At 70.2% G+C, this 12,621-nt stretch carries 12 protein-coding genes; 4 read left to right on the forward strand and 8 right to left on the reverse strand.

The annotated features are described in order from the left end of the window. Positions 1–1,245 (reverse strand): YncE family protein, encoded by a 1,245-nt coding sequence (locus LY13_RS14690; RefSeq protein ID WP_253828987.1) that lies wholly within the window; start codon positions 1,243–1,245, stop codon positions 1–3. Positions 1,246–1,562: 317 nt separating this feature from the next. Further along, positions 1,563–2,552, reverse strand: coding sequence for an LLM class flavin-dependent oxidoreductase (locus LY13_RS14695; protein WP_253828988.1), 990 nt, complete (start codon positions 2,550–2,552; stop codon positions 1,563–1,565). Between the two features lie 278 nt (positions 2,553–2,830). On the opposite strand from LY13_RS14695, the gene LY13_RS14700 reads away from it, so the two are divergent. After that, a complete protein-coding gene (locus tag LY13_RS14700; protein WP_253828989.1) occupies positions 2,831–3,454 on the forward strand; it encodes a DUF4190 domain-containing protein in 624 nt (207 codons plus the stop codon). A gap of 79 nt (positions 3,455–3,533) precedes the next feature. On the opposite strand, the gene LY13_RS14705 is transcribed toward LY13_RS14700, so the two are convergent. The 4 genes from LY13_RS14705 to LY13_RS14720 all read right to left on the reverse strand — a co-directional run bounded on the left by LY13_RS14705 (position 3,534) and on the right by LY13_RS14720 (position 7,358). Then, a complete protein-coding gene (locus LY13_RS14705; protein ID WP_253828990.1) occupies positions 3,534–3,962 on the reverse strand; it encodes an SRPBCC family protein in 429 nt (142 codons plus the stop codon). Continuing rightward, positions 3,963–4,805 (reverse strand): phosphoenolpyruvate hydrolase family protein, encoded by an 843-nt coding sequence (locus LY13_RS14710; protein WP_253828991.1) that lies wholly within the window; start codon positions 4,803–4,805, stop codon positions 3,963–3,965. Between the two features lies 1 nt (position 4,806). Next, positions 4,807–6,063 (reverse strand): Tm-1-like ATP-binding domain-containing protein, encoded by a 1,257-nt coding sequence (locus LY13_RS14715; protein WP_253828992.1) that lies wholly within the window; start codon positions 6,061–6,063, stop codon positions 4,807–4,809. A gap of 128 nt (positions 6,064–6,191) precedes the next feature. Continuing rightward, positions 6,192–7,358 (reverse strand): alpha/beta hydrolase, encoded by a 1,167-nt coding sequence (locus LY13_RS14720; RefSeq protein WP_253828993.1) that lies wholly within the window; start codon positions 7,356–7,358, stop codon positions 6,192–6,194. A gap of 25 nt (positions 7,359–7,383) precedes the next feature. On the opposite strand from LY13_RS14720, the gene LY13_RS14725 reads away from it, so the two are divergent. Together LY13_RS14725 and LY13_RS14730 are read left to right on the forward strand one after the other, a co-directional pair. Continuing rightward, the gene (locus LY13_RS14725) at positions 7,384–8,034 is read left to right on the forward strand and encodes an NPP1 family protein (protein ID WP_253828994.1); all 651 of its coding nucleotides are present in this window, start codon (positions 7,384–7,386) and stop codon (positions 8,032–8,034) included. 78 nt (positions 8,035–8,112) lie between these two features. Continuing rightward, positions 8,113–8,733, forward strand: coding sequence for a DoxX family protein (locus LY13_RS14730; RefSeq protein WP_253828995.1), 621 nt, complete (start codon positions 8,113–8,115; stop codon positions 8,731–8,733). A gap of 131 nt (positions 8,734–8,864) precedes the next feature. Here the strand turns inward: LY13_RS14730 and ilvD are convergent, their stop codons facing one another. Both ilvD and LY13_RS14740 read right to left on the reverse strand, forming a co-directional pair. After that, positions 8,865–10,709: a dihydroxy-acid dehydratase gene (gene ilvD, locus LY13_RS14735; RefSeq protein ID WP_253828996.1), complete on the reverse strand. Its 1,845-nt coding sequence runs from the start codon at positions 10,707–10,709 to the stop codon at positions 8,865–8,867. 170 nt (positions 10,710–10,879) lie between these two features. Beyond that, positions 10,880–12,109, reverse strand: coding sequence for an APC family permease (locus LY13_RS14740; RefSeq protein WP_253828997.1), 1,230 nt, complete (start codon positions 12,107–12,109; stop codon positions 10,880–10,882). A gap of 25 nt (positions 12,110–12,134) precedes the next feature. Between LY13_RS14740 and LY13_RS14745 the strand changes: the two genes are divergently transcribed. After that, complete coding sequence (locus LY13_RS14745; RefSeq protein ID WP_253828998.1) at positions 12,135–12,614, forward strand: MarR family winged helix-turn-helix transcriptional regulator; 480 nt, start codon at positions 12,135–12,137, stop codon at positions 12,612–12,614. Positions 12,615–12,621 lie beyond the last annotated feature (7 nt).

The raw sequence follows: 12,621 nt of genomic DNA on the forward strand, positions 1-12,621 counted from the left end.
TCAGGCGGGGCCGGGACTTGTCCAGTTGCGGGGGACGTGACCGATACGGACCCGTTGCGGATGGTCGCCGACCGGTACGGACGCGACCTTCTCCCCGGTGGCGAAATCGATCGCGGTCACCCTGTCGTCGGCGCTCTCGGAGATCACGCAGTGACTGCCGTCGCCGTTGACGGTGGCCCAGTACGGCTTTCCCGCCGGGACGAGCGGACCCTCCCGCAGGGTGTCCCGGTCGACGACGGTGGCGTAGTCGTCCATGGTCCCCGCGACGCACAGCTTCCCGCCGTCCGGGCTCATCGATATCCCGTGGTGCCGGGAGTCGTTGACCCACTTCGTGCGGTTCTCGGTGGTGTCCGGGTTCTTCGGCAGCGTCTTGACGCGGGTGATCCGGTCCTCGGCCACGTCGTACTCGAGGAAGCCGTTGAAGAACGAGACCTGGAAGTACAACGTCGACTCGTCGGGACCGAACACCGCCGGGCGTACCGCGTCCGAGAACTTCTCCAGTCCCGCGGCGTCGAGCCGCTCGCGCATGTCGATCACCCGGACCACCTCGAAGGTCCTGGTGTCCACGACCGTGATCTTGCGGTCGCCCTTGGTGAAGTCCATCGCCGGGTCGTCCAGCGGTGTCTGGACATCGCCGATGGACATGTTCCACAGGTACCGGCCACCGTCGGTGTAGACGTTCTCGTGCGGTTTGTCGCCGGTCGTGAAGGAGCCGAGTTCTCGGCCGGTGCGGATGTCCAGGACGTGCACCGTGTTGCTCGTCGACGCCGACACGGCGACGCGTTCGCCGTCGGGGGAGACCGCCATGTGGTCCGCGCGGTGGCCCGACACCGGGAACCGCCAGTTGACCTCCCCGGTGGCGACGTCCACCGAGACGACGTCGGCGAAGCTCGGGCGTGAGGCCACCACCGCCGACCCGTCGGGTGTCGAGTACATGTCGTCGACGAGCTGGTCGTGGCCCTCGCCGACGAGATGCCGGATGCCGAGGAAGTAGCCCAGCCGGACGGGGTTGGTGTAGATCTCGCGGAGTCGCTCCTGTTCGTCGGGGACCATGTCGATCCGGCCGAGCTTGGCGTAGTCCTCGGTGGATTCGAGGACGTCGACCGTTCCCTCCCAGTTGTTCCCCACGAACAGCACCTCCCGCAGTGCTGCGCCGGAGGTGTCGTCGGCGGCCGCGACGGAGGTCGACAGGAGCGCGCTCACGGCGCTCAGCACGGCGATCGTCCGGGCGAGAGGGCGTCGCATGGGGCTCCTTCCGAGAGCGTGCTCGAACACCGGCCGCACAGGGCGCGGATCGTCAAAAGTAGAACATGTTTCCGTATCGACGACAAGGAAACGTGTCCCGCGGGGAATGACGGCCGCGGCGGCCCGGGTGATGAGGCGGCCGGGTCAGGGCGACCCGGTGGCGCAGGTGTCGAAGGAGCGGTCACCGATCGGGGTGTGCGGCGACACGGCAGACGCCCCCGATCGCGACGCCCTGGACCGCGACGCCTCGGATCGCGACGGCCCGGATCGCGACGGCCCGGATCGCGACGTCGCAGAGCGCGACGCCGCGTGGGCGATCACTGCGGGTGCAGTCCGGTGGCCTTGGCGGTCAGCTCGGCGGACCGCAGCCGATTCTCGAGCGTCGGCGACGGGTGAGTGACGATCAGCTCGTCGGCATCGGCGTGCTTGCCGAACCAGTCGAGGTAGTCGGCGACCTGGTCGGCCGTGCCGACCGCCGAGTAGCGGACCATGTCCATGATCGGCTTGCCCTGCGGCGAGTCGAGGACGGCGTCGGCTTCCGCGTCGGTGAACGTGCGGCCCCGGCCTGCGAGCAGCCGCAGTCGCGAGCGCTTGACGACCTGGGAGTCGGATTCGGCCTGCTCCACCGTGTCGGCGGCGATGACGTTGGCGCCCGCGATCACGTACGGCTCGTCGAGCTGGTCGGACGGCTGGAACTCGCTCCGGTAGGCGGCGACCGCGGCTTCGAGTGCGTCCGGCGCGAAGTGCGACGCGAACGCGTACGGCAGTCCCAATGCGGCGGCCAGCTTGGCGCCGAACAGCGAGGAGCCGAGGATGTGGAGCGGCACGTGCGTGCCCTTGCCCGGAGTCGCCTTGACCCCGGAGACGAGGGACTGCTCGCCCAAGTAGCCCTGCAGCTCCTGCACGTCCCGTGGGAACGCTTCCGCCGAGCTCGGGTCGCGGCGCAGTGCGCGCAGCGTGTTCTGGTCCGTGCCCGGTGCGCGTCCCAGGCCGAGATCGATACGGCCGGGATGCAGGGTCTCGAGCGTGCCGAACTGCTCGGCGATCGTCAGCGGCGCGTGGTTGGGCAGCATGATGCCGCCGGAGCCGAGGCGGATCGTCTCCGTCTGCGAGGCGACGTGCGCGATCAGCACGCTCGTGGCCGAGGACGCGATCGTCGACATGTTGTGGTGCTCGGCGTACCAGACCCGGCGATAACCGAGCTGCTCCGCGTGGCGGGCCAGGGCGACGCTGTTGCGGAGCCCGTCACCCACGGACTCTCCGCTGCCGACCGTGGCGAGATCGAGGATGGACAGCGGAGGGGTCATGATCGCGTGCACCTTTCGTCGGGGATCCACGTGGGACACGGGGTGTCCCGTCAAGGACAACCACTGCGCCGGACCCGATATTTCGGTGGGGGTCGTGGCTCACAGTGGTTCGCGTCCGGCACCGACGTGATCTTTTACCCCAATCGGACAACCCACCTGCCACTTTTTCGCCACACGGAATTCGTACGGTCGCCCGCACAGTCACGCGGGTCACCCAAACGGGGGAACTGTGGGTAACCGCGGACACATGTCTCGTCTACGAAAGGAAGTACCGCGGAATGTCCGCTACCCAATCGCCGCAGATGCCGCAGGCTCCGATGGGGGAGCCGCCCCGGGAAGCCAGGAACGGTCTCGGCATCACGGGCTTCGTGCTGGGCCTCATCGGCCTGGTGTTCTCGTGGATGCCGTTCATCGGTGTGATCTCGTGGCCGCTGGTGGCGCTGGGGCTCATCTTCTCGATCCTCGGTCTGGTGCGGGTGAAGAACCGGCAGGCCACCAACAAGGGCATGTCGATCGCGGGCCTCGTGGTGTCCGTTCTGGGGATCGGCGTCGCGGTCGTCATGTTCATCGTGACGACCGTGGCCGTCAACGAGGTGACCGAGGAGGCCAACCGCGAGGTCACCGTGCAGTACGAGGTCACCGGTGACGCGCCGAGCGCCGAGGTGGTCTACAGCTCGTTCGGCGGTGGCAACTACTCGACCAACACCGAGACCGTGAACCAGCTGCCCTGGAACGAGGAGCTCACCACGAGCGGCTTCTTCAAGGGCGGCGACCTGCGGGTCGTCGTCGGTGCGGGCGGCGGCAGCGTCACCTGCAAGGTGACCGTCGACGGCGAGGTGGTCAAGACCGCCGAGGCCGAGGGCGCCGCGGGTGTCGCCAACTGCAACGGGTTCGGCAGCTGATCTGCCACACCACACGATTCCACCGCGCGGCCGGGGAACGTCTCTCCGGCCGCGCGGTTCCCTCACGCGGCGCCGGAGGTCAGCCGCCGGCGAGGCCGGCGATGCCCGTCGCGAAGACGCCCTGGCTGAACGTCTTGTCGAGCGTCGGCTCGTCCGCGGCGTCGGCGTCGTACTCGGTCCACCATTCGACGAACGTGTCGCCGGTGGCGGTCACCGGGGCGAGGCGAATGGTGCTGATGTAGCTGCGGATGGGGAACGGGCCGTCGAGGATGTTGTAGGTGTAACTGCGGCCGGGGTCGTCGAGGACGAGCAGCTGCTCCCGTACGACGGCGCCGTCGGCGAGCGTCAGTTTGCGCACGGCGCCGACCTCGGTGGCGCTGTGGCCCGGTTCGATCTCGCTGCTGTCGATCCCGGGGTGCCAGGCGGGCAGGCCGTTGAAGTCGCGGACGCGCCGCCACACCTCGTCGACGTCACCCGGCACGATTCCGCTGGCATAGGGCCGTGGCATCTACTTCTCCTTTGCGGTGTCCAGCTCCTTGAACTCGCGGGTGCGCGCGGTCAGCGCCTCTTCGACGGGCAGCCGTTCCATGCTGCTGGCGCCGTAGAACCCGTGACAGTGCTGCGTTCGCGACAGGACGTAGGCCGCGTCCTGCGGGGTGGCGATGGGGCCGCCGTGGCACAGCACGAGGACGTCGTCGCGGATCTCGCGGGCCGCGGCGGACCACTCGTCGATCGCCGCGACACAGTCGTCGAGCGTCTTCGCGGTCACCGCACCGATCGACCCGCTGGTGGTCAGGCCCATGTGGCAGACGAGGACGTCGGCGCCGGCCTCGGTCATGGCGCGGGCGTCGTCGGAGGAGAACACGTACGGCGTGGTGAGCAGGTCGGCGCGGCGGGCGGCGGCGACCATGTCGACCTCGTGCTGGTATCCCATGCCGGTTTCCTCGAGATTGGCGCGGAAGGTGCCGTCGATGAGGCCGACGGTGGGGAAGTTCTGCACCCCCGAGAAGCCGAGGTCGGCGAGCCTGCGGAGGAAACGGTCGGTGTCGAGGAACGGATCGGTCGCGTTGACGCCCGCCAGCACGGGCGTCCGCTTCACCACCGGCAGCACCTCGTCGGCCATCTCCACGACGATGTCGTTGGCGTTGCCGTAGGCGAGCAGACCGGCGAGGGAACCGCGGCCCGCCATGCGGAAACGACCGGAGTTGTAGATGACGATGAGGTCGATGCCGCCCGCCTCCTCGCACTTGGCGGACAGGCCCGTTCCGGCGCCGCCGCCCACGATCGGCTCGCCGCGCCGTGCCATCGCGGTGAACGTGGTGAGCAGTTCCTGCCTGTCGATCCGGGGCACGTCAACTCCTTGCTGCGTTCGTGCTCTGTGCCGATGTCGGGTTCGTCGCGTCGGTGAACGCGGCCACGAGCTCGTCGGCGAACTCGGGGTCGTTGAGGTGGTGCGGCGAGCGGATCAGCCGCCGGTTTCCGGTCTGCCGGACCTCGCGTTCGAGCGTGTCGAAGAGCACGGCGTCGACGTCGGGGTCGTGGAACGCCTGACCGGGGGCGTCCAGCGCCGACACGCCACCTTCGGGAAGCAGGAAGCGGACCGGCCCGTCGCAGGCGTTGAGTTTGCGCGCCAGGAACTCGCCGATCGCCCGGACCTCGTCGGCGGTGGTGCGCATGAGCGTGATCTGCGGGTTGTGCGGGTAGAACAGCCGGTCGGAGTAGCGGTCGGGCACGGTGTCGGGCGCACCGAAGTTGACCATGTCGAGCGCGCCGCACGAGCCGACGTAGGGGATCCGCGTGCGGGCGATCGCGTCGAGGCGGTCCTCGCCCGCCGCGAGGACACCGCCCGCGACGAGGTCGCAGATCTCGGTCGTGGAGATGTCGAGGACGCCCGCGAGATGGCCGTCGTCGGCCAGCTTCTCCATCGCGGCACCGCCCGTACCGGTCGCGTGGAAGACCAGGCAGTCGTACGTGTCGCCGAGCCGGTGGGCCACGGCGTCGACGCACGGTGTGGTGACGCCGAACATGGTGAGCCCGACGGCGGGGCGGGTGTCACCCGCGGGCACGGGATGGGCGCAGGCGCCTGCGAGCGCGTGCGCGGCGTTGCCGAGCACGCGGCGGGAGATGCGGTTCAGCCCGGCGACATCGGTGACGGAGTGCAGCATGGCGATGTCGCTCGCGCCGACGTAGGCGCCGACGTCGCCCGCAGCCATGGTGGAGACCATGAACTTCGGGACTCCCACGGGCAGTGCCTGCAGCGCGGGCGTGACCAGGGCCGTGCCGCCGGATCCGCCGAGCCCGACGACACCGTCGAGGTCGCGCTGGGCGGGCAGGAACCGGGCGAACGCCTCGGTCATCGCGGCGACGGCGCTTCCGCGGTCACCCGTGAACACCGCGTCGGGGCCGTCGGGGTGCCAGGCGGCGACCTCGCGTGCCGGGACGTCGACGCCGGAAGGCGCGGCCCCGGCGGCTTCCCCGCCGGTGGCCGGATCGCCGGTGGCCAGGTCGACGGTGCGCACGGTCACCCCGGTCTCGCGGATCAGCTCGGCGACGTAGCGCAACTCGTCGCCCTTGGTGTCGAACGTGCCGACAACGTATGCACTGCCCACGGACGCCTCCTTCGGCGCAGGTTCTTGTCGTGCGGCGGAACCCGTGATCACCGTCCATCTGACCACGACCGCGGGTTCGATGCCAGGGGGCGGCCCGGGCCCCGGACGCACGGAGCCCGGGCCTGTCCTCAGCTGCCCAGGACGTTCGCGAGACGGGCGAGCAGGCGCGCGGTCGCGGGCACGGGGTTCTCCGCGTCGCCGAGGCCCGGCACGCCGTCGCTGAGATCGGTGAACTCGTCGGCGATCGGCTTGGCTGCGGTGAGCAGCGCACGGTTCGCCAGCGCGGCCACCGGCCCCGGGGCCGGTGGCCGCGGCGGCTCCGGCACCTCCGGCAGGGTGCCCGCGGGTGTTCCCGTGACGCCGCCGCCACGTCCGGCGACACGGTCGGCGAAGCCGAGCATGCGCTCCATGGCCAGCGGTGCGGTGCGCTCGAGCGTGACGCTGTGCCCGGTGCCGGGCACGACGTACGCCTCGACGGGAGCGCCGGGCGCGTACCACCGGCGTTCGTGATCGAGCAGCGCCTGGTCACTGGTGCACGTCGCCGACTGCAGGCCGCAGAAGAACGGTTCCCGATCGCCGTTGACGACCAACGTAGGCACGTCGAGCGTGTGGTTGGAGTTCGGGACGCTGTAGGTGAGCACCGTCGCGGCCTTGACGAGGCTCGCGGTGTCCTTGAGCGTGCTCTCGTCGATCGCGGGCAGCGACGGGTGGGTGTTGGGCCCGTGCTGGAACACCCCGCGCGTGCCCGGCTGGCTCGTCACGTAGAGCGGGTCGAGGTTCAACCCGGCGAACTTCTCGTCGCCCGCCGCGAGGTAGTCGTGGGCGATGATGCGGCCGAACGCGTTGGCGTAGTTGAGCAGGTGCGTGAACCCGGTGGTGATGATCGCGTCGTAGGCGTCGTAGGCGTCGTAGGCGTCGTGGTCGAGACCGGCGACCTCGGCGGTGACGACCGACCCGTAGCTGTGGCCGACGCCGACGACCGTCGAGAACGCCGTGCCGAGGCTGCCGTCGCGCAGTGCCTTCACCACCTCGAGCACCGCGGCACTGTCGTTGCCGAAGGTGTCGTACACGCTCAGCGGGTGCAGCGACGCACCCGTGCCGAGCCGGTCGATGGCGAGCGTCGCGTAGCCGCGGGCGTTCGCCGCTTCGACGTAGCTCCGGCCGCCCGGTTCGGGGGAGGTCTCCCAGAAGTGCCGGTTGTAGGTCCAGCCGGCCACGAGGAGCTGCACGCTCGTGGCACCCGGCGGGGCGCACAGCGTGCCGGAGACGGGGCCGGACTGAAGCCCCGCGCGCACCGGGACCTCGACGATCCGGCACGTCGTGGAGGCGGACGGCCGCTGGCAACCGGCGTTCGACTACGACACCGACGGCTGCTACCCGACGCCCGCCATCGGGCCCGACGGAACCCTCAACGGGGGACTCGACAACTCCGGAGCGCTCAACGGCAACTGCCGCGACGCATCCGATTTGGACAACACGAACGCCTACTCGCGGTCCCGCTGCGACGGGGACTGGTGCGCCTACCTGTACGACCTGTACTTCGAGAAGGATCAGGCCGTCCCCGGGCTCGACGCGTTCGGCCACCGGCACGACATCGAGCACGTCGTCGTCTGGGTGCGCGGCGGCGACAGCGCCGAGTACGTCTCCGTCTCGGCCCACGGCGACTACGCCACCCACCCGGCGTCCGAGGTGCAGTGGCAGGGCACGCACCCGAAGATCGTCTACCACAAGGACGGTGCGGGCACCCACTGCTTCCGCACCGCGTCCACAGGCGACGAACCGCCCGAGAACCACCACGGCACGTGGCAGTACCCGGACCTGGTGGGCTGGGACCACTTCCCCGAGGGCATCCGGGACACCCTCACCTCCGCGGACTTCGGCAGCGCGAGCCTGGCGATCTCCGACGGCGCTTTCGAGAGCAACCTGCAGAAGGCCAAGCCCGGCGACATCGCGTTCGACCCGCACGTGTGACGAGACGTCACCATCGCGACACCGGGTGTGCCGTGGCGTTCACCCGGTCGTCGCGGTGATGCTCTACTCTGCGCGGCTATGAGCACACCCGACAACTTCGATTCCCCGACGACGAAGTTCGACTCCGGCGCGTACGACGAGTCCGGATTCGACCGGCAGGGCAACGACAGCATGCTCGCGGACGTCGAGGAGTCCGCCCCCGAACCCGACCGCTGGCACGCCGGGCTCGACGTCGGCCTGCTCGTGCTGCGGCTCGGCCTCGCCATGGTGATGGGCGCCCACGGCCTGCAGAAGCTGTTCGGCCTGTTCGACGGACCCGGCATCGGCGGCTTCGCCGACGCGCTGACCGCCATGGGCTACACCGGACAGACGACCCTGCTCGCGTGGATCACGGCCCTCGCCGAGACCGGTGGTGCACTGCTGCTGGCCCTCGGCCTGTTCACCCCGATCGGCGCGGCGGCGGTCCTCGGCGTCGCGATCAACATCGTCGTGTCGAAGTTCCAGCTCGGCAGCGGCTACTTCGAGGCCGAACTGGACCTGTTGGTCGGCGTCGCGGCACTTGCGCTGCTGTTCACCGGCGCAGGCCGCATCGCGATCGACAAGAACACGCCGTGGCGGCGCAAGCCCGGCGTCTTCGGACTGTTCGGACTTCTCCTCGCCGCCGCTGCGTCCATCGTGATCATCGTGATGTTCCGGTAGCCAGCCGTGTCACCTCCGGCGCAGATGCCGGAGCGTCCCGCCTCCGGGCGTACCCGGGAACGAGAAACGGCGCCGCACCCCTCGCCGGGGGTGCGGCGCCGCTGTCGTTCGTGGACCCCCGCGCCGGTGGCCTACGCGCCCAGGTTGCGCACGGCACCGCGGTCGGCCGACGTCGCCATCCTGGCGTAGGCGCGCAACGCCGTCGTCACCGGACGGTCGCGTTCTGCGGGCTGCCACGGCCGTTCGCTCGCGTCCATCTTGGCGCGCCGCTCGGCCAGCACCTCGTCGTCGACGAGCAGCTCGAGGGTCCGCTCGTGGACGTCGATGCGGATCGGGTCGCCGTTCTCGACCAGGCCGATCGTGCCGCCGTCCGCGGCCTCGGGGGAGACGTGGCCGACCGAGATGCCCGACGAGCCACCGGAGAAGCGGCCGTCGGTGATCAGTGCGCACACCTTGCCGAGTCCCGCACCCTTGAGGAACGCCGTCGGGTGCAGCATCTCCTGCATGCCGGGACCGCCGGACGGCCCCTCGTAGCGGACGACGATCACGTCACCGGGTTGCACCTGCTTGCCGAGGATCGCCGAGACGGCCTCCTCCTGGCTCTCCACGACCCGCGCGGGCCCCTCGAAGTGCCACAGCTCCTCGTCGATGCCCGCGGACTTGATCACCGCGCCGCTGTCGGCGAGGTTGCCGCGCAGCACCGCGAGACCGCCGTCGACGGTGTAGGCGTGCTCGACGTCGCGGATGCAGCCGCCGGTGGCGTCGGTGTCCAACGAGGACCAGCGGTTCTCGGTCGAGAACGCCGACGTCGTGCGCACCCCGCCCGGCGCGGCGTGGAAGAGTTCCACCGCTTCCTCGGAGGGCGATTCGGCACGGATGTCCCACGTGGACAACCACTGCTCCATCGACGGCGAGTGCACCGAGGACACGCCGGTGTTGAGGAGTCCGCCGCGGTACAGCTCGCCCAGGATCGCGGGGATTCCGCCTGCCCGGTGCACGTCCTCCATGTGGTAGTCCGAGTTGGGCGCCACTTTGGACAGGCAGGGCACGGAACGGCCGATGCGGTCGATGTCGTCGATCGAGAAGTCGATCTCGCCCTCTTCCGCGGCGGCGAGGACGTGCAGCACGGTGTTCGTCGACCCGCCCATCGCCATGTCCAGCGCCATGGCGTTCTCGAACGCCTCCCTCGACGCGATGCTGCGGGGCAGGGCCGACTCGTCGTCCTCGGCGTACCAGCGCTTGGCCAGTTCGACGACCGTGCGGCCCGCGTTCTCGAACAGCGCGCGCCGCGCCGCGTGCGTGGCCAGCGTCGAGCCGTTGCCCGGCAGGGACAGGCCGAGTGCCTCGGTGAGACAGTTCATCGAGTTCGCGGTGAACATGCCCGAGCACGAGCCGCAGGTCGGGCACGCGGACCGTTCGACCTCGGACAGCCCCTGCTCGTCGACCGCGTCGTTGGCCGATGCCGAGATCGTCGTGATCAGGTCGCTCGACGGGTGCGCGACGCCGTCCACGACGACCGCCTTGCCGGCCTCCATCGGCCCGCCGGACACGAACACGGTCGGGATGTTCAGCCGCATCGCGGCGTTGAGCATGCCGGGCGTGATCTTGTCGCAGTTGGAGATGCACACGAGCGCATCGGCCTGGTGCGCGTTGACCATGTACTCGACGGAATCGGAGATGATCTCGCGCGAGGGCAGCGAGTAGAGCATGCCCGAGTGGCCCATGGCGATGCCGTCGTCGACGGCGATCGTGTGGAACTCGCGCGCGACGCCGCCCGCCTCGCCGACCGCCTCGGCCACGATCTCACCGAGATCCTTGAGGTGTACGTGGCCGGGCACGAACTGCGTGTACGAGTTGGCGATCGCGACGATCGGCTTGCCGAAGTCGCTGTCGGTCATCCCGGTCGCTCGCCACAGGGAACGTGCCCCGGCAGCGTTGCGGCCGTGAGTGGTGGTACGGGAACGCAGAGCAGGCATGTCGACAGGTTACGCCCGGGCTCCCACGGCGTGGACAGGTGGCGGCCCGACATGCGGGGATCGGAGCGTGAGGCGTCCGCACTGTGGGAAACGCCGTGTGGGTCCTACCTGTGCGACGCCGGGTCGAGCGGCCACCGTGTCCGCGAGACGCCGTTCCGGTGGGAGCGGGGTCAGATGTGCACGCGGGCACGCCGGTGCCGCCACGCGCACCAGGCGAGACAGCACACGGCCACGCAGACGCCGTACAGACTGCGGCCGCCGGACTGGACGAGTGACACGGCCATGACGACGAGCAGTGCGGCGTTCGTGAGCGTGCGTGCGTTGAGACCGTACGACCGGACGTAGCCCACGATGCAGACCGCGTAGATCAGGACGAACACCGCGCTGCTCGCGGCGAGCGCGTCCACCGTCAGGTCCTGGTTCGGCAGGAGAACGGCGAAGGTGACGGAGAACAGCGCGCCCATCGTCACCACCGGAGCGGGGGTGCGGCGCGGAAGCGTGCCGTCGGCGGCCGCGAGCCGCAGCAGTGCGCTCAGCCCGCGGACCCAGGCGACGGCGTTGATGAGCATCGCCGACACGGCCACGACGGCGACGACCGCGCGCACCGGTGGCGTGTCTGCGATCTGCAACAGGCCCGCGACCGGGTCGACGCCGCTGCGGGCGACGCTGAGGGCGACGGTCACGGTCAGGGCGACGGCGAACGTGCCGTACAGCGCGAGTGCCGCCCCGCTCACGGGGAGGAAATCCCGATGCGGTGCGCGGAGTTCGCGGGCCAGGAACGTCATGTTCTCGAAGCCGACGAAGGCCCAGAACGCCAAGAGCACACCGGGCAGCAGCACGTGCGCGGCCTCGGCGCCGGGGATCAGGTCCGGTGGTTCGGACCGTGCTCCGCTGCCCAGTGTGCCGAGCAGCACGAGCGCGAGACCGGTGAGCGTCAGCGCGGCGCTGCCCACGAGCTGGGTCCATTGCTTGGCGCCCGCACCGCGGGAACTGATCAGCAGGGCGGCGGCGAGCAGCGCCACCGCGACGACTCCGGTCGCGCCGGGAACACCGAGCCCGCGTTCGACGTAACGGCCGGCCACGACGCATCCCGTCGGCAGGCCGACGACAACGACGAACAAAAACATCAACGGCACGGCCCGGCCGATCGGGTCGCCGAGGCCACGGGTCACCAGCGTCTGCAACGCGTCACCGTTCGGGGACATCCGCACGGTGTCGCGAAACATGACGAGCATGGGAAGGCACAGCACACCGGAGACGAACCACACGAGCAGACTGCTCGGGCCGGTCTCGGCGTAGACCGCCGACGGCAGGCTGAGAACGCCGGAGCCCGCGATCGAGCCGAACGCGAGGGGGACGGCGGCGGCCCTGCTCAGTCCGCGGTGCGCTGCTGCGGTCATGCGACGAGTCGACTAGAATGACAACATGTTGTCAAGTGGGACGTCCTCCGGTTCGTCCGGCACCGATGACCCGTCGGCCAAGGCACAGGCCTATCGCGCGCTGATCGCGGACGTGTACGAACTCGCCGCGGTGAGCCGGCGGATCAGCGAGGCGGACGCGGCCGCGCGCGGGGTGACCGTCGCGCAGTGGCACGTGCTCAGCGTGCTGTCCGGCGGTGACGCGACGGTGCCGGACATCGCGTCCAGGCTCGGGCTCACCCGGCAGGCTGTCCAGCGTGTGGCTGGTGAACTGGTCCAGGCGGGGCTCGCCGCGCGTCACGGCAACCCGGAGCACGCGCGCTCATCGCTGTACCGGGCGACCGAGGCGGGGCTGGGCAGGCTCGAGCAGTTGGTCGCCGATACGGACGCGCCGCGGGCGGAGGCGGTGTCGGCCGTGTCGCTCGACGAGCTCCGCACGGCACGGAACGCCCTGCGCGCCGTGCTGACGGGACTCGGCGGCGGGTGAGGTGCGC

This window comes from Prauserella aidingensis (assembly GCF_024171865.1).
In the GTDB taxonomy this organism is placed as follows: domain Bacteria; phylum Actinomycetota; class Actinomycetes; order Mycobacteriales; family Pseudonocardiaceae; genus Prauserella; species Prauserella aidingensis.